Genomic DNA, 20,003 nt, shown 5'->3' with positions numbered 1-20,003 from the left:
CCGCCCTTGTAATGGATTAAACAAAAATTATTATTCTAAAGCTTGTTTCAGATCATCTAAAGAAAGCTCTGACACAACCTTATCATCTTCTGTGGTCAACTGTAGAGAGTCTTCGTCCAATCCGATTTTAGCAACCTGCTTGTCGGCTCCGGATTCTATCATTGCAGTGTTATTGCTGAAATTACTTTCTGTAATGACTTCTTCCGGATTTTCAAATAACGCAGGGTCTTCTTTCGTAAATGGAAGTGCAGAAGATACCGCTAAGCCAATACTCTGTGCCTGAAGAATCGTAAGCGATGTAGGAAGTCTTGTAATCCAAGGTTTACCTTGTGCTTCTCCTTTGGCACCTTTCAGTTCATCTACAATAGACAGATACATTGGATCTCCAATAACAGGAACTTCTCCACCGTTCCACAATCTACCCGTTGCCATATAGAACTGGACTGCATCTTCGAACCCTGGACGAACGGTCACCACTACTCTCGCCATACCACTCTGTAAGAATGAACGGAACAATGGATCCATACTCTCTGATTGGTATAAAGCCTGCCAAGCTTCTTTTGCTCCCCAATAGTAAGGATAGAAGTCATAAGACATAATATTCCATTCAAATGCCTGCTCCATAAATTTGGATAATGAAGCATATTCATCCAGGTTTTTATTTTTAATGACCTCAAAGTTTTCTATGTTCTCTTTGTCATATAGCTTGGTACCTAAAACTTTCGGATCCACCATATAAGCGATACAATTGTGCTTCAAAACATCTTGCTCTATCTGACGGTAGAAATTGGCATTGGTCTCTTTTATGTTTCCTGCTTTTGTTTCTTCTTCTGCTACTTCTTGATTATAATTTGCTAACGCAGTTTCATAAGCTTCGATGATAGCATTGAAGGTTTTTTGTTGCCATGTAGTTTCCAGTTCTTTTGTTACTTCACATGTAATGTTTAATGTTCCTTGAATAATTGGACTTTCTCCCGTCGCAAAAGAAAATTCAAGCTTATCTTTAACATTAAGGTCTTCAATAACACCATCAATTTGTGTTTTGTCAAATCCCATTATCCATTTTGAGGTTACTCCTGCAACAGATATAAAACCTGCATGACCTCCTTTGAAACCGTGCGGCCATGTATCAAATAAATATCGTACCTCTGTTGCAATATATCCTTCGGGAATAATTACCTCACCATTCCCATTTACTAATTGAATGTTTCCCTCATCTTGCCCTTTAAATAGAGAATCCTTACCACTGAAAGATTTATTGACACTAAAGCCTTCCATTGGTTTTTCATCTATTTCTACATTATAAATTCCTGTCCAATGCTTTAAGGTTGTATCTGATAACTTAGAGTAATCACTAAGATTAAGTATTCCTTCTTGTTTTCTAGGATCCACAGGTTTTTCAATCACTTTCCCATTCTTCAAAGAAGCAGTAGCCAAGGTGTGAATTTTTGCTGGTTGTGGTACCGCAAACTCAAACATCAATCTTTTGCCATAATCCCAGACCTGGTTTTTCATCAACTTATCAACCCATCTATAAACACCAACAACATGTTTGTCTCCTTTTCTATTGTCAAAACCATGAGAGTTGTTTTCTTCAAATTCTTCGATGATTTTCTCAATACGTTCCTGATGAACTTTTGTCACAACCCTGTCCAAAGCTCTGGCTGTCACATCCTGAGCCTGAGTAACAGCCTGTCGCATACTTTCCTCTTTCGAACGATGGTTGGCATAGCTAGCCGCAACATTGATATTAAATCCGCCTCCACTATATCCAGTACTAGCATTAACCCCAATATCAGTAGCCTCTTGTTGCATTTTGGCAATTTCAGACTGCATCTCGAAACGGCTTGCCGTGGTTGTATCTGTCAACTGCTCTCTCTCTGTATCAGAAGATGTAGTTTCTGTTACCTCGTTTCTACGTAGTCTTCTTGTAGATTTTTCACGATATTCGCGAGCCATGATATTCTCGATACTCGCCACTTCTCCTTCTACATAAGCGTGGGTTGTCTGCTCTACCTTAAGATAATCTGCAATCCCCAATCTTTTGATTCCAAAGCCTTTTGGGACGAAAGTGTTGTTAGAAGAATTTGTAGTTGAATTATTGGGAACACTTATCAATTCTGTTCTATTACAACCCTGATTCGAAATATCTACTGTTAAAGTCGTATTTAAACCATCTATTTTACATTTCATTACAAATGTATTTGATTGATTGAAATCCGCCATAGACAACTGATTATTAAAAAGGTCACTTATTTCTAGGACTCCCTCATTTGTTCGCAATAAATTATGATAACTTCCTTCTCTTACAACAACATTCCCATTAGAAACATTATAACTAATATCACTAAAAGTAGAAGAACTATGAATACTCATCCTTCCTCCAATATTAATTATTCCAGAATTAGGTATATTTTCATAAGCACAAAACTCCGCATCACGAATAATAACATTCGTACTTGATTCATTATTATTTGTTACCGGAATCAAAACACCACCAATACTTACGTATTCTTGTTTTTCTACTTCTGTATTTTGATAGATCGTTTCATTCAGATCGGATAATTTTACATTGATGGTCTCAAGCATCTCATCAAAATTCTGATTCTCATCTTCCGGAAGAACGAATTGGTCTTCTCCTATTGCAACAATATTCTCCTGCAATACCTCTCCATTATTCAATCTTCCGGAAAGGGTTTCACTCTCTGAATATTCTCCTATCAGGTTTACAAAAGACCTTAATGAAGTTTCCGATAACTTGCTTTGTAAAAAGCTGACATCCCTTTCTCTTCTGAACTCGAATTGAAACTCTGGTACTTCCGGTTTTGCTACTTGGCTCAAAGCAAATTTTTTAGCAGCTTCTGTCATTTCTTCTGTAAAAGTAGCCTCTACCTCCAACAGTGATTGATCATAATCATCATAAAGTGGTTTAATCAAGTTCTGATAGTCTTTGGAAGCAAGTTCGAAAGCCTTGGAATATTGTTTTCTATAAATACTCTGAGCTTTGGAAAGTTCTTTTTTAAGGTCTTCCAACTGTGCTTTTTCATAAGAAGCCAAAGCCACTTTTTGACGTTTCAGCATGGATTCCGTAGGAAAATATTGAGCATCTACCGACGCATTACTATTGGCATTACTCCCACTAATATAATCCTGGGAGCCAACAGCACTAGAACCAACCGTGAAAGCATTGGACTGGTTATCGCTAGGTATGGAAGCAGAATCCACGAAAAGGAAATCCGGAATTACAACTTTGGCACTGGAGATTTCTTTTTCTTTTACTTTCTTCTTTTTTGCATCAGGCTCTGTAGAAAAAACATCATAGTTATCTATATAATGTAATGTTTGTAACATTTGGGTCAGGAGTTCCTTTAAATAGAAATCTTCCTGTGTGAGGATCTGGTAGATCAGACTATCCCAAAGAAATGGCATATTTAGAGACTGGCTGTCAAACCCATTTACCTGCAAAGATGTCAATGATCCGCTTTCTACCAAAATTTTGGTCAAATCATAGAGGTTCAAAAAAGGAGGCTTTTTTAAATCATCTTCGGTTCTGTAAATCTTGGTAAAGTCGAAATTGCCCGATTTGATCTTATCTGTCAGGAAGTCTATCTTGCTCTTTCCTGATTGTGTCCATTCTGAACTATCAAGCATGGTATCAAAAATACCTTTGTGATCATTGTCTCTAAAGATGAATTTTGTATTACCGTCTGTTTTTGCAAGCTGAGGATTTCTAAGGCTTACAAATCTGAAAAGTGTTTGTGTAGCAGGATTGGCTACTGTTTCTGGGTTTGTATTGTTTTCTGTTGTCATTTTTTTGATTTTAATTTTGTTTTTAGACATTCCTTTAGCTGTTCCAATACTATTATTGGAATATCTAAAGTGTGATTTTGTTTTTGATTAGCTTGCTGCTGATGGAGTCACTGTGACACCTTTACTCTCCAAAATAGTTACCGCATCATTGGAAACTGACGAGCGTGTTCCTCTGATAAATACTCTTTTGTTACCAGACCAGCTTGTGACATTTGACAGATCATTCAATAATCTATCATTTTCCGTTTGTGTTAATGATTTAGTTGTAACACCTCCAGAAATAGAAGCCTGCCCAAATAAATAGACATAATCCATATTAGCATTCCAGTTTCTACCTCCGGAATATGTAGGAGTGGTATCTCTTGAATACCAAAGCCGTACTTGTTCTACTTTTGGGGGAAGTTTAGCGATATCTCCCATTATGTTAAATCGGTATACTCGTGACCCTCCAACGTCAAGTGATGGACTATCATATGATACCAAAAGATTTTTAAGATTGCTATTAGTAGAAAAATTATCACAATTGATATACGGTATCGATGCTGTATTTGTTACTGGCAACAACAATGTTTCTAAGGAATCTGGGATATCTGCCCAATCGCCTGTCATTTCTACACCAGAATAACCAACATATGGATAAAAATAGTAAAGATCTGCAGCAAAGTATATGATATTGGGAAACTGCTTGACAAATTCGTTGGAGAATTTATATTGTGTACATTTGGTAGCCCCAGCAGCTCCTTCGCCAAAACTAACGGCGTCATCACTAAATTGAATAGAATATACATCACTCAATCCTCCAAATGGATATATTTTAACATCTCCTGTATATCTTGTACTATATTCATGATAGATACTTGACATACTGCTTCCCGAAACATTTTTATTAATTGTAAAGATTTGTCTTGCTCCATCTCCCCAATCAACTAAAATATCGCTTTTTCTTGTCGAAATACCAAATCTGCATCTAGGTGAATCAACTAAAGAAAGTTTTGCAAATGGCTTTTTTATAGGATAAAAAATTGCTGGATTCATTACAAGTTATTTATAAAGATTAAAAATTCATTTGTACTTCCTACACGGGAAATCATAAATCTGCTTCCTTTTGTCCCGTTAACCGCAAGCGTATTGTCAACTTTTGTCAGAACTGGAGAACCTGAACCTACTGTAAATGTTATTGCAGCTGTTCCCAATTTAATTCCTGTAATGAGAAAGTTTTCCTCTGTATCAGAAGTCAGATTAATCTTGTAATTAATAGCTGCACTACCATTATCAATCAAAACATTCTTTCCATTCTGTGTATAGCCATTGGCTGCAGTAGTTTGATTGGTAATTTCGGTCGTAGAGTTGATCTTTATTTGGGAAGATTCATCCTTATGCCAATAAGAATCCATCCATTCATAAAATTGTCCTTGTGTCGGTTTATCTCCAGTTTCGAAGAAGCTTTTTAAGTCTGTTTTTGTTGTCATAAATTTTAAATTTTAAAAGGTTTATAAATAATTTTTCATATTATATTTGGGTAATAGTTTTCCTTATCAGCGTCTTTGCTGATATCATAATTGGTTTCGTAAAAAAGAGATGTAGATTAAATCAAGGCCTTAATTATAATCCAAAAGTACTTGGTGGTGGCGTCAAAACTTGACGTAATAAAATTTATTTTTTATTCTACAAGATTATTTTCAGATATGTAATCATCTAATTCCTGTTCCGTGTCGAACTCTACTCCTATTGTACCATTAGCCGGATATGTAGGATATTCTGGCGAATTATTATTGATTTTAAAAATTATCATTTTAGATTCTCCATTGTATATTAATGCGTATTTTTTTGTAAGTATTTTCATTATGTTTAATTTTAAGAAAATGATAAGCTTATACCTAAAGTTCCTGTCATTTTATTAATAGCATCTACAGCCGTTCTTATAGCTTTTGTGCTATCGGGGTCTACATATTCTGAATCGTACGTAGATCCTGTAAACTTCATTTTTTTTGCGAGGGGATTTCCTAGATTAACTGCTGTGACTTGATTTGCAAAATCAATCAAAAATTTTGAAAGATTTGTCCCAGTCAGTCTGCCATTCATTTGATTGTAAAGATAACCTGTAGAAGGGATTCTGTAATCTAAAGTATCAGCTATTACACTAGGAAAAATACTATTCCCTACATAAGTAATACTTTTTATTGATTGAGTTGATGAAAAATTAATTGCAATTCTTGTTCCTGTAAAATAGTCTGGAAGATTTACTATAAAATCCGTCATTTGTGTTATTTCTAAGTAATAAAGAGAGTTAGGCAAATTAGCTAACAAATCTGGTTGTGTAGAATTATAACCTTTCAGAAACAAAGACCTTAAATTACTATCTCTCAGAGAATAAAGATTACTAAAGGCCGATACGCTGATTTTCATATCAAGACTTTTAATATTTCGCATATTATCCAGAAAAGCAAAATTTGGAACTGTCGGTACGTTATTTACAAAAGTTGATAGTTCTGGCATATTTGTGAAAAGTTGAAAATGAATAGATTGAATCCCTGCTCCTGTTGAAATGGCCATGGAAGTCACTCCACTAACATCTTCTATAAAAAAGTAATTATTAAAACTTTGTGAAATTGATCCATCACCAGCACCATTATTATCGATATTTATTGCAAATGATTTTACAATAGTGTTTGTAAAATATGGTTTAAAAATTGTTGCATTGTCTCCTATGTTCCAATTAACTTTGGCGTGAATATCTTTGTTAAAGGCGACTGTAAGACTCCCTACATTAGATCTATCAGTACTATTAATATTAACCCCTATACTAATATCTGGACTATTAAATACGATAGTATTTTGAGCTGTTCTACTTTGTAAAACTCTATTATCCATGGATAGACTCCTAATAACCGTATTTCCTTTATCATATTTTCCCATTATTGTATAATATTAAAAATTTTAACTGCATTTTTTTGATCAGTAGATAAAGTATTCCAAACTGCTGTTTTTACAGTCCATTCCGTAAGCTGAACACCGTTGAATAAAGCTCTCTGAATTTCTGTCCCGGTAGGCAATCCGTTACTTGTCTGCACATAGTAATTTCCTGTTTTGATACCAAGATTATCCAATTGAGCCAAAGTCGGCGGATTTTGAGTTCCATACACACATTCTCCCAGGCGATCTATTAAATGATAAAATTGTTCTTGTGTAGGTTTATCTCCTGTTTCGAAGTAAGTTTTCAGTTCTGCATTTGTTTTCATAAATGTTAAATTTTAAAAGGTTAATAAATAATATCATTCTCAAAGTCTTCCCGGAAGAAATTTTCTATCTCGTCCAGATCATAGCCGTAGTCTAGATCTACATTTTCTATATCTTCCCAGTCTATACTGTAGATAGCGTCTTGCGGGATTTCTTCGGATGTATTGTCTGTTTTAGTTTCCATATAATATTTTGTGTTGGGGTAATAGTCTTCCTTATCAGCTTTTACAGCTAACATGAAAGGTGATTTTTTGAAAGTGATTGATTATTTAATTAAGGCCTTAATTATAATCCAAAAGTAGTTGGCGCTGACGTCAAAACCTGACGTAATAAATTTTATCTTTCATTTTCATCGTTTGTGTTTTTTCTCTTTTTCTATGTATCAAAGATATTTTGCTGTGGCGTCAAAACTCGTCGCATCAAATTTTATTTTTAATTAATTTTTCGGCGATCTCATTTAGAATTTCATTGTTTTCCTCAACATAGCTCAGACCTGCCTGTATCAATGCTTCCAGATTTTTTTTCTTCACATTGTCCATCTCCGGCGATGCCGATCTGAGGGACGGATTGATCCTGTAGTAGTTCTGCCTGTTGCGTTTCCCAAGCGTCATGAACATCTGGTTCAGCTGATAGTCCACCGTCTCTGCATTTGAAGAAAGGAGAATATCAATTATTGGATTGATCCAAGCTAGTTTTCCGGCGTTCTGATATTTCCGGAAAGGATAACTTTTCATCTCCGTTCCAGTTCCAATGGAAACAATCATCATATCATTTACAGAAGGGTAATTGGGTTTGAAAGGATTTTCCAGAACATTGGCAAATGGGATCTTCCTAGCCTCCGCATAAGCACACAATGTCGGATTATTGGCAAAAACGCCTCCATCTATCAAACTGAAGATCTGCCCGTAAGATGACCTGATCTGAACCGGGGAAAAATAAGTTGGAGCTGCCGAAGTCGCCCTACAAATGTCTCTCACAAGGAAATTCTGTTGGCTCTGTTGCGCATTGGTCGTATTGAACAATTTGGCCTTCCTGTTTTCTATATCATAACTTGTAATGAGAGAAGGTTTTATAAGATCTCTTAATTCTAGGTCACCAAAAAAATCTCTCAACTGTCTTTCAAGGTTATCCTGAGAAATTTTCTCGCTGAACAGACCGAAAGGATTAATAAGACTTTCCCAAAGTGAAACATTGAAGATATCCTCCCCCTTTTCCGTATAAAGGTCAAAGGCTTTTTGGATAGAATATTTGGCTTTTCTATTTCCGTCAGGATAAAGTAAGACAGACGCCAGAATCCCGCCTGTGCTGCTTCCTGCGATCATGTCAAAATAATCTCCGAGTTTTGCATTGGGATGGTCTTTCTGTTGTAAAAGCTCTTCAAGGTAGCGGAGAACGATGCAAGAGATAATTCCTCTAATGCCACCACCGTCTAACGATAATATCGTGATCTTTTTCATTTGCTTTGATTTGATATCACAAATGTAGATGCGGGTAACGACAGAACTCGACGTGACAAAATTTATTTTAAAAAATTATATATCCTGCTTTATCTTTCGGAAGTTTGATAAGGTTTCTCCAAGTAGTTTTGATCTCGGAGGTCTTTGTTTTGATTGATCCCTTTTCGAAATGAGGAAGGTCTTTGAAGGTTTTCCAATTTCCACCCCAACTCCAACCATGTTTTGCGAATACCTTGACACACTCGTACCAGTCAGCTACTTTATCATTATCCCAATCCTTCGCAGTGTCCCAACTCACCGTTTTCCCATCAATGATAAGGCAAATATCGACTGCTAATCCGTAATTATGAATACTTTGCCCCGCTTTTGCATTCGTCACTTTTTTTCCTGGTTTTGTGCGACCTATCGCATATAGCTGGTCTTGCTCATCGAAAGTTCTGAAGCCTTGGGTTATTCTAATCTTTGCCCTTCCTGTAAGTTCTTTATCACAATCTTCAATGATTTTAATGACCTCCTCTCTCACTTTTGGATGAAGTTTCTGAATTCTTTGTTGTGTAATTTTATCCATATTGATTCTCTTTTGGGACAAATCTAATAAGGCATAACGCCAAAACTTGGCGTAACAAATCAAATTTTTGAGCAAAAAAATAACCTCTAAAAAAGAGGTTATTTATATGAATCTGAAGTAAGAATGTAAGTTATTTTTTGATTAATTTTCTGCTTACAGTTCCTGTTTTAGTTTCTATAGAAACAGTATAGACTCCATTTTCAAGATCAGAGATATCGAATCTATTATCAACGGCTTCCAATTTTGATTTCACAACTCTTCCTGAAATATCATACACCTTAACAGAAACAACATCATTCGCATTATTAATGATAAAATAGTCTGAAGCCGGATTAGGATATACTGTCATATTTTTTTTGTTGACATCATTTACCGCCATTAATGGTGTTGCAGTAACAGCAATATCGTCTACACTTAAAACATTACCGTTTGTATAATCGTTGACCCATGATAGATAGATCGTTTGCCCAGCATAGGCCGAAAGATCTACGGTGTATGGCGTAAGATCCGCTATAGGAGAATTGACCGCATGGGCAACTGCCAATATATTTGTAAAAGAAGCTTTTGCAGTATTAGTCGTAGAGATCTTTACTTTGAATCCATCGTCATAAGGACTAACATCACTTGATCTGGCAAAAAATTCCAGAGAAATTGTTGAGTTTGCTGGTAAGGTAATAGAAGGCGTGATCATCCAACGATCAGCAGGAGCGACAACCGTAAACCAAGAAGGAGCACTGGCAACGGTGTTACCACTTTCCGAAACCCAAGATATAATATTCCATGCTTTAGGAAGCATTGTTGCATATGTCCCAAATGGCGTGTTTGCATCATTATATAATGTCCAGCCGGCACCTTCCAAATCTGTGATCTCTTCAAAACTTTCTGTAAAAACAGAAGTTTGGGCTATTCCAAAGATTGGTAAAAATAAAGCAGTCAGTAGAAGTTTTTTCATAATATTTTTTTTAAAATTTTAAATAAAGATATAAAAAAAGCCGTAGAAAAATCTACGGCTTAATATTATAGTAATAATTTAATTATTATTCTGCAGATGTCGCTTCCGGAGCAGAATCTGCTACCACTTCTTCTTCTTCGTCATCATCCTGTCCTGCTGCTGCGTTTTTGCTAGCATTTCTAGACATCTTAACAGCAACTACTACTGCATTGTCCGGGTGCATGAAAGAATATTTATCATTTTTAAGACTTTCCACATAGAACTTGTTTCCAATCTTAAGCGGTGTAATATCAACAACGATCTCGTCTGGCAAGTTAGCAGGGATAGCCTTCACTTTTAGTTTTCTGTAAGTTTGTCTTAGAACACCTCCGGCAACAACACCTTTAGAACGCCCTGTGATCCTTACAGGAACTTCCATGATCACTGGTTTATCATCAGACAGCTGATAGAAATCAGCGTGGATAATTCTGTCTGTAATTGGGTGGAATTGGATATCCTGAAGAACAGCAGGGATTGTTTTTCCGTCAACCTCAATAGATACCGTGTGTGCTTCAGGAGTATAAACCAATCCTTTGAAGGCTTTCTCTTCTGCAGAGAAGTTCAAAGGAGTCTCACCTCCGTAAACAACACAAGGAACTAATTCAGCATCACGTAAAGCTTTAGTAGACTTTTTGCCCACGCTTTCTCTTTTTGTACCTTGAATTGTAATAGATTTCATTTTGTATAAAATTATTTTAAGGGTGCAAAGATATTAATTTTTTTTAAATAATAAACTTCTCACTTATAGATTTGTGCTCGTGTACCATATTCATTACATCGGCAAATAATTCGGCACAGGAAAGCACTCTGATCTTTGATGATTTCTCTGTTTTTTGTGGAATCGAATCTGTGACAATCACTTCCAAAAGCTGAGAATTCTCGATATTTTCAAAAGCTTTTCCGGAGAGAACGCCGTGCGTCGCCATTGCTCTCACAGATTTTGCTCCTTTTTCCATCAGAATATCGGCTGCTTTACAAAGTGTTCCCGCAGTATCTATCATATCATCAATAAGGATCACGTTCCTGTCTTTAACGTCACCAATTAGGAACATTTCTTCTACTACGTTAGCTTTTTTTCTTTCTTTATAACAGATCACCACTTCTGCCCCAAGATGTCCTGCATAATTTTTCGCTCTTTTTGCACCACCCATATCTGGCGAAGCAATCGTCAAATTATCAAGATCTAAAGATTGGATATACTTTACAAAAATCGTAGAAGCATACAGATGGTCAACAGGAATCTCGAAGAAACCCTGGATCTGATCTGCGTGAAGATCCATTGTCATAATTCTAGTCGCTCCCGCTGCAGTCAAAAGATTCGCAACCAATTTTGCTCCGATCGGAGCTCTTGGTTTGTCTTTCCTGTCTTGTCTTGCTAAACCATAATAAGGAATTACGACGGTAATATTTTTGGCAGACGCTCTTTTTGCCGCGTCTATCATTAATAACAATTCCAAAAGATTATCTGCTGGCGGGAATGTAGATGCAATAAGGAAAACCCGGCTTCCTCTCACAGATTGTTCCAAAACCGGCTCAAATTCTCCGTCACTGAAATGTTGAATATTAATTTGCCCTAATGGCTGCCCATAAGCCTGAGCGATTTTTTCCGCCAACTCGTGGCTGGTTCTTGTAGAAAACAAATAACTTGCTTGATCTGACATTTTTACTTTTTTGCAAATTTAAAAAATAATGAAAAGTCTGAAAGCCTATTTCTGAACTTTTCATAAATAGATTTATATTTTTTATTAGAAATAACCTCTTATCACCCATTAATATTGGATTTCATAAAAATCCTCAATATGATTTCATAAAAAAAGACCAAAATAAAAAATATTTTGGTCTTTCTGTTTTCTTAACAATACTCCTCAAAAGCAGCCTGAAGATTCGCTGCAATAGCGCCTGCAGGATTACCTTCGATATGGTGTCTTTCTAACATGTGCACCAACTCTCCGTCTTTGAAAAGTGCTACACACGGTGAACTTGGAGGAAAAGGGGCCAACAATCTTCTCGCTTCTGCAACCGCTTCTGTATCAAAACCTGCAAAAGCTGTTACCAGGTGATCTGGTTTCTTTTCGCCTGTCAAAGAATAAACAACGCCTGGTCTTGCTGCTCCAGCCGCACATCCGCAAACTGAATTGATGACCAATAATGTTGTTCCTTCTTGCTTAAGAGCCGCATCAACTTGTGCCGGTGTTGTAAGGTCTTCAAAACCTTTATCTGTAAGTTCTGCCTTCATTGGCAATACTAAATCTGCTGGATACATATTAAAATATATTTTAGGTTAATTTCTGAATTGCAAATTTAATCAATTATTATTTTGATTATCACATTAATGATTCTATTAAAATCATTCCAAAAATCTATTGGGTCATTTTGTCCAGATTTTCAAAATAAAAACCTTGAATCCGAAAATTCAAGGCTTTAATCAAATCGATATGCAAATTAAGTATATCCGTGGTAATGAATGATAATTTATAAATGATGAATGATAAAATCACTTATCAACCATCATTTATATTTAGGCAAGTAATTTCTTCACCATTTCGGAAATACTCTTTCCGTCTGATTTTCCGGCTAATGCTTTGGAAGCAACACCCATTACTTTTCCTAAATCTTTTAAAGATTCTGCGCCGGTTTCAGAAATAATTTTCTTGATTTCTGATTCCAATTCTTCAGCAGACAATTGTTTTGGAAGAAATTTCTCAATCACTTTGGACTGAGCCTCTTCTACTTCAGCAAGGTCGGTTCTTCCTTGAGCCGTAAACTGCTCATAAGAATCCTTTCTCTGCTTTATCATTCTTTGCAGAATAGCGATCTCTTGTTCTGCCGTGACTTCAGCGCCTCTCGCTTCGGTTTGCAGCAAGAGAATCTGCGCTTTCACTGCACGAAGAGAGTCCAAGGCTACTCTGTCTTTCTCTCTCATCGCCGTTTTTATTGCTTCGCTTATTGTATGTTCTAAACTCATAATATTTCAATTTAACAATCTAGAAATATAACAATGTAACAATTATGTAAACTTTTACATTATTATATTAATTCTTATTTAGACTTGTACTTAATATTTTGTAAATTATTTTTCCGATTTCAGTTATCTGCTGTTCCAATTTCTCTTCAAAAGGATAACTTTTGGAATGTTTACACAAGTACAACCAATATTTTGTTTCTTCAAGTTCCTTCGCAGCAATTTTTATTTTATTAATAAAATCATTTTTGCTGTGTGGATTTTGAGCTTCAAAAGAATTTGCATCAATGCTTGTTCCAGAACGTAATAATTGTTTTGCAATAACAAATTTCTTTTTTTCTTCCAATAATTCGCAGAACTCAATGATGTCTAAAGAGAAGTTGACTGTTTTTTGAATTATCGGATTATTTTCAAAATTTATCATTGTTTTTATTAATTGTTACACTGTTATATTATTACGTTGTTACATTAAAACTAATCTACATCTTTATTAAGGAAACGGTTTTCTCTCAATTGCATGCTTCCATTGTTATCAGACAAATAAGTGTTGATATTCTGGTCGGATGCGTTGGAACCTTCGATATTGATGTTCTTTCTCTTGAAAGCCGGAACTGTTTCGAAAACATTTTCATTATCCAATTGCTGGTAACGGGAATTGAATTCCTTCAACTTGTTTCTTCTTTCCATCGCTTTTGAAGAATCAGAAGTTTTGTTGAAGAAAGTGAATCCGCCTTCAGTTTCCTGAACTGGCTCTGATTTTTTCTCTTCTACAATTTCTTCCTTAGTTTCAACAGCGAAAGAAAATGTGTTTGGTTTTTCAACTTTTTCCTCGATAACTTCGTTAATGATTTCTTCATTTGCTTCCGCAACAATTTCTTTTTCGATTACAGGAAATTCTTCCTCAACAGCCGGTTCATTGATTGTGAAAGTTACTTCAACTGGTTTTTCTATTTCCTCTTCTTTGAACGACGCTTTTGGCTTGTCCTCAACTTCGAAAGTAAAAGACTGTGCTTCCAGATCTATTTCTTCGTAGCTTTCTTCTTCGAAGGTGAAAAGGTTGTATTCCTGCTTTTCGTTGTTATAATCATTTGAGAAATCTTGGATCTCCCCATTCTCGATGATTTGAGTTTCAGTTTCAACTTCTTCCACAAGACTTTCTGCAACCGAATTGGTTGGAAAGTTCGAAGTTCCGAAATCGTCCTCATCTTCTAAGCGAAAAAAATTCTTTCCAGATTCGGTCTGTGGTTTTGCTTCTTCCTGAGCTCTTGTTTTGAAAGGAGACTCTCTGTGTCTTGAAGGATTTGGTCTGTCTTCCAAAGAATATTTGATCGTTTCAGTAACACCAGAATGTTTTTTGTTGTCGTTAGAAAAACCTGTAGCAATCACCAAAACGCTCACTGCATCGCCTAATTCCTCATCAGTTCCAACTCCAAAAATGATATCAGCCGTATTTCCTGCCTCTTTCTGGATGTAATCCATGATCACACCGATTTCGTCCATTGTAACTTCCGAAACACCACTTCTGATTAGCAAAAGTACATTCTTTGCACCAGTGATTTTGTTATCATTCAACAATGGGGAATCCAATGCTTTTTTCACGGCTTCTTCCGCTTTTTTCTCTCCGGTTGCAACACCAGTTGACATCAATGCAGTTCCGGAATTTGCCAAAACAGATTTAGCATCACGGAAGTCAATATTAACATCGAAATAACCTGTAATAACTTCTGCCATTCCTTTTGCAGCGTTTGTCAAAACTTCGTCCGCTTTAGAGAATCCCTGCTTGAAGCCAAGATTCCCGAATTGCTGTCTCAATTTATCGTTGTTAATAACAATAAGGGAATCAACATTATTTCTTAATTTATCAAGGCCTAATTCAGCCTGGTCTAATCTTCTTTTTCCTTCAAAACTAAAAGGCACGGTTACGATTCCTACTGTCAGAATCCCCATTTCCTTTGCCACTTTTGCAATCACAGGCGCCGCACCGGTTCCTGTGCCACCGCCCATCCCAGCAGTGATGAAAACCATTTTTGTGTTTTGACCCATTGCCGCTTTGATTTCGTCAATGCTTTCGATGGCCGCTTTTTCGCCTACTTCCGGGTCAGCTCCTGCTCCCAAACCTTCTGTCATGGAAATTCCTAGCTGAACTTTATTAGAAACCGGATTGTTATCCAAAGTCTGGGCATCTGTATTACAAATCACGAAATCCACACCGTAGATCCCTTTTTCGTACATATGCTTCAAAGCGTTGTTTCCACCGCCTCCAACACCAATCACTTTGATGATGGAGGAATTCCCTTTTGGAAGGTCAAATGAAAATCCTTGTGTATTAGTTATATTGTCCATAGTATTTTATTTTTTATAGTTGATAGTTGATAAATGATAATCGATTTATTATGATTGCTTTAATCATTTATCAATTTTCTTTTATCATTTATGTTTTACTCTTCTACTTCTTCAAAGAATTTTTTTACTTTATCCATAAGAGACTGCCCGAAAGTTGGCTTGCTTCTTCTGTTCTCTTCTTTTGGTTTTGCAATTTCTTCAATATGCTGAATCTGTTGAGGTTTCTCAGCTTCTGCAGTCGGCTGAGCAACCGCCTCTGACTTAGTTACAGCTTCTTCGATAATTTCCTCTTGTGTTGGAAGGATTTTTTTATCTCTGATTTTAAGACTTTCCATTAACAAACCGATAGAAGTCGCAAATTCCGGTCCTTTCAGATATTGGTTTTTGTCATTCGCCACATATTCGTTAGCGAAACCAATTCTACTGTCGAACCCCGTCGTGTAATTTGCCAATTGACGAAGATTTCTCAAGTTAGAACCACCTCCGGTCAAAACGATTCCTGCAATCAGTTTTTTCTTTTGTTCGAATGCGCCGTAAGCTTTCAATTCCGTGTTCACCATTTCAAGAATCTCTTCAACCCTTGCATTGATGATCTGAGCCAAAACCTTCAGTGAAATCTCTTTGTCCGGACGACCGTGCAATCCCGGGATTGTCACATACGTGCTGTCTTTTTCCAATTCCGGAACAGACGAACCGAACTTCACTTTCAATTGCTCTGCATGTTTCTCGATGATTGAACATCCTTCCTTGATATCATCGGTGATAATTCCACCACCATAAGGAATCACGCAAGTATGACGAATGATGTTGTCTTTAAAAATCGCAATATCCGTAGTTCCACCACCAATATCAACAATCGCAACACCAGCTTCTTTTTCTTCTTTAGTAAGAACCGCTTCGGACGATGCCAAAGGCTCCAATGTCAAAGCTTCCATTTCCAGACCAGCTTCGCGAACACATCTAGCAATGTTTCTGATAGAACCCATCTGTCCCACTACAACGTGGAAATTGGCTTCCAATCTTTTGCCGTGCATTCCGATTGGCTCCTGGATTTCACCTTCAGAATCTACCTTATATTCCTGAGGCAAAACGTGGATGATTTCTTCGCCAGGCAACATTACCAATTTCTTGACCTGGTCTTTTAGTTTCTCGATATCATCTTCTGTGATGTATTTATCCGGATGCTCTCTCATGATGTAATCCGAATGCTGGAGAGAACGGATGTGTTTTCCTGCAATGCCGACAGTTACCTTATGGATAGGAACACCAGCGCTGGATTGCGCTTCTGCCACTGCAGTTTTGATGGAATTGATGGTTTGGGAAATGTTGTTCACGATTCCTTTGTGAACCCCAAGACTTTTAGCCTTCCCAACGCCCAGGATCTCGATTTTTCCATGAGCGTTACGTCTTCCGACAATGGCGACAATCTTGGTTGTCCCAATGTCCAGACCTACTGAATACTCTTGATTTTCCATTATATGCTCGATTTGATTTTTTTATTCTAATTTATTTGAACACAAAGTGCACTAAGTTTTCTATTTTTTTAGTTCACAAAGGCGCTTCGCTTATATAAGTTTTACTTAATCTATTATATATCCGTTTACCACTCTTCTTATTCCTGTTTTGAATAATTTTGAATTGAAGTTCAACAATAACCCTAATTTATAATTTCCTAGTTTCAGATAATTCAGAAGTTGAGCCGAATTAAAATCATTAACTACTTCTTGTGCTTTTATTTCTAATACTAATTTGTCTTCTACTATCAAATCAATTTTAAAGGCATTTTCAACTTTCAAACCTTCATAATTGATTGACAAAAATTTTTGTCTTTCTACATTTAACCCTTTATTTTTCAATTCAAATTCCAAACATTGTTCATAAACCGTCTCATATAAACCCATTCCCAGTTTGCGATGAACTTTTAAGCCGGAATCAATAACAATTTTTGATAATTCGTTTTCATTCATTTGTGTGTGTTGTTTTACTTATTTGAACACAAAGCACACTAAGTTTTTTGTTTTTTTAGCTTCACAAAGGCGCTTCGCTTAAATAAGTATTATGTTTTATTTTTCTTAATCATTTTTCTTTTCTGAGCGAAGCGCCTTTGTGAAACATATTTTCAATAATTATAAAAATAATCTTCGTGTGCTTCGTGTTCAATCTTGCATTTTTATTCTACTACTACTTTTGCTTTTTTCTTTTTATCAGAAGACGATTTGGGAGTGGTTTCCTTTTTCTTTTCCGAAGATTTTTTCGGTTCAGATTTCTTCTCTACTTTTTTCGGTTTCGAAGACTCTTTTTTTACTTCTGATTTTTTAGGCTCAGCTTTTTTTATTTCTTTTTTCGGTTTCGGTTCCGTTTTTTTGGTTTCTGTTTTTGCCGGAGCTGCTGCCAGTAATTGTGTCGGCTTTTCTTCCGGTTTTGTGATTTCAATTTTTGGCGCATTTCTCAGAATACTGTCGTTTTCTTTGAAATAAGGATTTAGTGTGGTTACAATCTGATTATTATATTTAACCGAAATCTTTTTATATTTCTGAGGATTCTGATAAACCAGATATTTCTCTACAAAAGTTTTAAATCCTTTAACCTTGAAATCAATATTTTCTAAATCCCCAATCTCAACTTTATAATTGCCATCGCTGGTAAGGAGATTATAACTGTCTTTTTCTTTTTTGATTCCGATAAAATATTTTTTACTGAAATCATCTTTGTCAATCTTCTCAACCAATTGTCCCAGTTCCTGATATTCCGAAGCATCTACGTCGCCCATCACCAACATACACGGGTAAGAAAAGTTTCTGGAAATCGGGAATTCAACCCCTTTCTCGTCCACATAAAAATCTTTTCCATTTTTACTTAACCTGAAAACCGGAACACGCTGTTTGATATCGACATTCAGATTTCCATTCAGATTCATATAAACATTCGCACTGTCAACGAATGGATTTTCATTAATCTTCTTCTCCAATTCCGGAATCTTCACATCCCCTATTTTTCTTGTCGGGTTGTATTGTTTTACTAAGTCCTTGATGTCTTTCTCATCAATGAAATATACCGGCGTCTTGGTCTGGTTCATATTGATAGACACGTTCTCCATTTTGGCGTTGTTGAAACGCTTCAACGAGAAACTGAGCAGAAATCCGAAAAGGATAACTGTCACGAGTATCTTCAATATTCTCCACTTATTTTTCATAATTCAATAAATATATTACTTATCGATTCGGAAGCCATTCCATAATCGGGTCATAAAGTGTATCAATATTTCCCGCTCCGACTGTCAATAAAATATCAAAGTCTTTTTCTTTTATTTTTTCAAAAGTCTCCTGCAATGTGCAGACTTCCTTATTTTCTGTTTCAATTTTTTCTGCTAACCAAGACGACGTAATTCCTTCAAAGTTCTCCTGAAGTTCCCTCGCAGGGTAAATATCCAACAACAACAAGTCATCTCCTTTTTCCAAGCTTCTTGCAAAGTCTTCTGCGAAATCCCTTGTTCTGCTGAACAAATGCGGTTGAAAAACCACCAACAATTTCTTGTTTGGATAAAAAGTTTTAATCGAACCAATGACTGCATTCAGCTCTGTTGGATGATGCGCATAATCATCGATATAGATTTTTCCGTTATCGAAAATATGCTTTGTATATCTTCTCTTGATGCCTTTGAAGCTTGCTATTCCTTTTTTCAAAGTATCGAAATCAACACCCAAATTGCTTAGAATTGCCAAAGCAACGGTTGCATTCTCCACATTGTGAATTCCCGGGATTTCCCAAACGAACTCTTCGACAAGCTCAGAGTGGCCATTTTCAGCTGGCGTGTGGAAATCGAAATAGATTTTATCGTGGTCCATTCTCAGGTTATCGGAATAATAATTCGCTTCCTCATTCACTGCATAAGTCTTATGTGCTCTTCCGATTGCAATTCCTTTTCTCACAAATAATTGATTGTCATTAGGAACCAAACCAGCAAACTGACGGAAACCGTCTTCTATCTGAACTCTGTCGCCATAAATATCCAAATGGTCCGCATCAATCGATGTTACAACCGCCCAATCCGGAGAAAGGTTGAGGAAACTTCTGTCATATTCATCTGCTTCAACTACTGAAAACTGGTTTCCATTGTAATCAAAATTCGATTTGAAATTTTCAGAAATGCCGCCTAAAAATGCGGATGAAGGAAGATTCGCTTCTTTGCACAAATGCGCTATTAAAGTAGAAGTCGTTGTCTTTCCGTGTGTTCCCGCAACGGCAATGCAATCCGTATTTTCAGTAATCAACCCCAAAACTTTTGCACGTTTCAGGATTTCGAAACTTTCACTTGCGAAATAATCCAGAATTCCGAGTTTCTTGATTGCAGGCGTATAAATAACCAATGTTGATTCTTTATCCAACGCTACAATTTTTTCATCAATGACATCTTCAAACGTAATATCAATACCTTCAAAACCTAGTTGAGCCGTCAGTTTTGTTGGCGTTTTATCATAACCCAAAACATTTTTGCCGTTGGCGTGAAAATATCTCGCCAGCGCACTCATTCCAATCCCACCGATTCCGATGAAATAGAAGTTTTGATATTTGTTTAAGATGCTCATTTTTTTAATTTATAAATCCTTAGACAACATTCCGACAAGCTGAATGTGA

At 36.3% G+C, this 20,003-nt stretch carries 20 protein-coding genes; all 20 read right to left on the bottom strand.

The annotated features are described in order from the left end of the window. Positions 1–30 precede the first annotated feature (30 nt). The 20 genes from K319_RS20975 to murC all read right to left on the bottom strand — a co-directional run bounded on the left by K319_RS20975 (position 31) and on the right by murC (position 19,954). A complete protein-coding gene (locus tag K319_RS20975; protein ID WP_084403420.1) occupies positions 31–3,810 on the bottom strand; it encodes a hypothetical protein in 3,780 nt (1,259 codons plus the stop codon). An 87-nt stretch (positions 3,811–3,897) separates the two neighbouring features. Continuing rightward, entirely contained in the window at positions 3,898–4,845 is a 948-nt protein-coding gene (locus K319_RS0107240) for a hypothetical protein (RefSeq protein WP_027383052.1), read from the bottom strand. Further along, a complete protein-coding gene (locus K319_RS0107235) occupies positions 4,845–5,279 on the bottom strand; it encodes a hypothetical protein (protein ID WP_027383051.1) in 435 nt (144 codons plus the stop codon). Before K319_RS0107235 ends, K319_RS0107240 begins: the two co-directional genes overlap by 1 nt. 191 nt (positions 5,280–5,470) lie before the next feature. Continuing rightward, positions 5,471–5,653: a hypothetical protein gene (locus tag K319_RS0107230; protein WP_027383050.1), complete on the bottom strand. Its 183-nt coding sequence runs from the start codon at positions 5,651–5,653 to the stop codon at positions 5,471–5,473. An 11-nt stretch (positions 5,654–5,664) separates the two neighbouring features. Then, positions 5,665–6,726, bottom strand: coding sequence for a hypothetical protein (locus tag K319_RS0107225; protein ID WP_027383049.1), 1,062 nt, complete (start codon positions 6,724–6,726; stop codon positions 5,665–5,667). Continuing rightward, complete coding sequence (locus K319_RS0107220) at positions 6,726–7,049, bottom strand: hypothetical protein (protein WP_027383048.1); 324 nt, start codon at positions 7,047–7,049, stop codon at positions 6,726–6,728. Before K319_RS0107220 ends, K319_RS0107225 begins: the two co-directional genes overlap by 1 nt. A 20-nt stretch (positions 7,050–7,069) precedes the next feature. Further along, the gene (locus K319_RS0107215; RefSeq protein ID WP_027383047.1) at positions 7,070–7,285 is read right to left on the bottom strand and encodes a hypothetical protein; all 216 of its coding nucleotides are present in this window, start codon (positions 7,283–7,285) and stop codon (positions 7,070–7,072) included. A gap of 181 nt (positions 7,286–7,466) precedes the next feature. Then, positions 7,467–8,504 (bottom strand): patatin-like phospholipase family protein, encoded by a 1,038-nt coding sequence (locus tag K319_RS0107210; RefSeq protein ID WP_027383046.1) that lies wholly within the window; start codon positions 8,502–8,504, stop codon positions 7,467–7,469. A 67-nt stretch (positions 8,505–8,571) separates the two neighbouring features. Then, on the bottom strand, positions 8,572–9,072 hold the full coding sequence (locus K319_RS0107205; RefSeq protein ID WP_027383045.1) for a M15 family metallopeptidase: 501 nt from the start codon (positions 9,070–9,072) through the stop codon (positions 8,572–8,574). 130 nt (positions 9,073–9,202) lie between these two features. Further along, on the bottom strand, positions 9,203–10,024 hold the full coding sequence (locus K319_RS0107200; protein WP_027383044.1) for a T9SS-dependent choice-of-anchor J family protein: 822 nt from the start codon (positions 10,022–10,024) through the stop codon (positions 9,203–9,205). Positions 10,025–10,109: 85 nt separating this feature from the next. Further along, the gene (locus tag K319_RS0107195; RefSeq protein ID WP_027383043.1) at positions 10,110–10,742 is read right to left on the bottom strand and encodes a 50S ribosomal protein L25/general stress protein Ctc; all 633 of its coding nucleotides are present in this window, start codon (positions 10,740–10,742) and stop codon (positions 10,110–10,112) included. A gap of 43 nt (positions 10,743–10,785) precedes the next feature. Beyond that, positions 10,786–11,724, bottom strand: coding sequence for a ribose-phosphate pyrophosphokinase (locus tag K319_RS0107190; RefSeq protein WP_027383042.1), 939 nt, complete (start codon positions 11,722–11,724; stop codon positions 10,786–10,788). Between the two features lie 191 nt (positions 11,725–11,915). Next, positions 11,916–12,326: a BrxA/BrxB family bacilliredoxin gene (locus K319_RS0107185; protein WP_027383041.1), complete on the bottom strand. Its 411-nt coding sequence runs from the start codon at positions 12,324–12,326 to the stop codon at positions 11,916–11,918. A gap of 255 nt (positions 12,327–12,581) precedes the next feature. Further along, a complete protein-coding gene (locus K319_RS0107180; RefSeq protein WP_027383040.1) occupies positions 12,582–13,028 on the bottom strand; it encodes a GatB/YqeY domain-containing protein in 447 nt (148 codons plus the stop codon). Positions 13,029–13,095: 67 nt separating this feature from the next. Further along, entirely contained in the window at positions 13,096–13,449 is a 354-nt protein-coding gene (locus K319_RS0107175; RefSeq protein WP_027383039.1) for a four helix bundle protein, read from the bottom strand. A 50-nt stretch (positions 13,450–13,499) separates the two neighbouring features. After that, positions 13,500–15,368 carry a cell division protein FtsZ gene (ftsZ, locus tag K319_RS0107170; RefSeq protein ID WP_027383038.1) on the bottom strand — a complete coding sequence of 623 codons (1,869 nt, stop codon included), beginning with the start codon at positions 15,366–15,368 and terminating at the stop codon, positions 13,500–13,502. Positions 15,369–15,463: 95 nt separating this feature from the next. Continuing rightward, positions 15,464–16,843, bottom strand: coding sequence for a cell division protein FtsA (gene ftsA, locus K319_RS0107165; protein ID WP_027383037.1), 1,380 nt, complete (start codon positions 16,841–16,843; stop codon positions 15,464–15,466). A 105-nt stretch (positions 16,844–16,948) separates the two neighbouring features. Further along, the gene (locus K319_RS0107160; protein ID WP_027383036.1) at positions 16,949–17,335 is read right to left on the bottom strand and encodes a GxxExxY protein; all 387 of its coding nucleotides are present in this window, start codon (positions 17,333–17,335) and stop codon (positions 16,949–16,951) included. A 203-nt stretch (positions 17,336–17,538) separates the two neighbouring features. Next, positions 17,539–18,561 (bottom strand): cell division protein FtsQ/DivIB, encoded by a 1,023-nt coding sequence (locus K319_RS19965; protein WP_051230507.1) that lies wholly within the window; start codon positions 18,559–18,561, stop codon positions 17,539–17,541. Between the two features lie 19 nt (positions 18,562–18,580). Further along, on the bottom strand, positions 18,581–19,954 hold the full coding sequence (gene murC, locus K319_RS0107150) for a UDP-N-acetylmuramate--L-alanine ligase (RefSeq protein WP_027383035.1): 1,374 nt from the start codon (positions 19,952–19,954) through the stop codon (positions 18,581–18,583). Between the last annotated feature and the right edge of the window lie 49 nt (positions 19,955–20,003).

It is taken from the genome of Epilithonimonas caeni DSM 17710, assembly GCF_000426465.1.
In the GTDB taxonomy this organism is placed as follows: Bacteria; Bacteroidota; Bacteroidia; order Flavobacteriales; family Weeksellaceae; genus Epilithonimonas; species Epilithonimonas caeni.
This window is presented reverse-complemented; position numbering and strand designations above follow the sequence as displayed.

Bases quoted from the DNA above. Each gene is read 5' to 3' on its own strand.
- K319_RS20975 (WP_084403420.1), bottom strand. From the start codon at position 3,810: ATGACAACAGAAAACAATACAAACCCAGAAACAGTAGCCAATCCTGCT.
- K319_RS0107240 (WP_027383052.1), bottom strand. From the start codon at position 4,845: ATGAATCCAGCAATTTTTTATCCTATAAAAAAGCCATTTGCAAAACTT.
- K319_RS0107235 (WP_027383051.1), bottom strand. From the start codon at position 5,279: ATGACAACAAAAACAGACTTAAAAAGCTTCTTCGAAACTGGAGATAAA.
- K319_RS0107230 (WP_027383050.1), bottom strand. From the start codon at position 5,653: ATGAAAATACTTACAAAAAAATACGCATTAATATACAATGGAGAATCT.
- K319_RS0107225 (WP_027383049.1), bottom strand. From the start codon at position 6,726: ATGGGAAAATATGATAAAGGAAATACGGTTATTAGGAGTCTATCCATG.
- K319_RS0107220 (WP_027383048.1), bottom strand. From the start codon at position 7,049: ATGAAAACAAATGCAGAACTGAAAACTTACTTCGAAACAGGAGATAAA.
- K319_RS0107215 (WP_027383047.1), bottom strand. From the start codon at position 7,285: ATGTTAGCTGTAAAAGCTGATAAGGAAGACTATTACCCCAACACAAAA.
- K319_RS0107210 (WP_027383046.1), bottom strand. From the start codon at position 8,504: ATGAAAAAGATCACGATATTATCGTTAGACGGTGGTGGCATTAGAGGA.
- K319_RS0107205 (WP_027383045.1), bottom strand. From the start codon at position 9,072: ATGGATAAAATTACACAACAAAGAATTCAGAAACTTCATCCAAAAGTG.
- K319_RS0107200 (WP_027383044.1), bottom strand. From the start codon at position 10,024: ATGAAAAAACTTCTACTGACTGCTTTATTTTTACCAATCTTTGGAATA.
- K319_RS0107195 (WP_027383043.1), bottom strand. From the start codon at position 10,742: ATGAAATCTATTACAATTCAAGGTACAAAAAGAGAAAGCGTGGGCAAA.
- K319_RS0107190 (WP_027383042.1), bottom strand. From the start codon at position 11,724: ATGTCAGATCAAGCAAGTTATTTGTTTTCTACAAGAACCAGCCACGAG.
- K319_RS0107185 (WP_027383041.1), bottom strand. From the start codon at position 12,326: ATGTATCCAGCAGATTTAGTATTGCCAATGAAGGCAGAACTTACAGAT.
- K319_RS0107180 (WP_027383040.1), bottom strand. From the start codon at position 13,028: ATGAGTTTAGAACATACAATAAGCGAAGCAATAAAAACGGCGATGAGA.
- K319_RS0107175 (WP_027383039.1), bottom strand. From the start codon at position 13,449: ATGATAAATTTTGAAAATAATCCGATAATTCAAAAAACAGTCAACTTC.
- ftsZ (WP_027383038.1), bottom strand. From the start codon at position 15,368: ATGGACAATATAACTAATACACAAGGATTTTCATTTGACCTTCCAAAA.
- ftsA (WP_027383037.1), bottom strand. From the start codon at position 16,843: ATGGAAAATCAAGAGTATTCAGTAGGTCTGGACATTGGGACAACCAAG.
- K319_RS0107160 (WP_027383036.1), bottom strand. From the start codon at position 17,335: ATGAATGAAAACGAATTATCAAAAATTGTTATTGATTCCGGCTTAAAA.
- K319_RS19965 (WP_051230507.1), bottom strand. From the start codon at position 18,561: ATGAAAAATAAGTGGAGAATATTGAAGATACTCGTGACAGTTATCCTT.
- murC (WP_027383035.1), bottom strand. From the start codon at position 19,954: ATGAGCATCTTAAACAAATATCAAAACTTCTATTTCATCGGAATCGGT.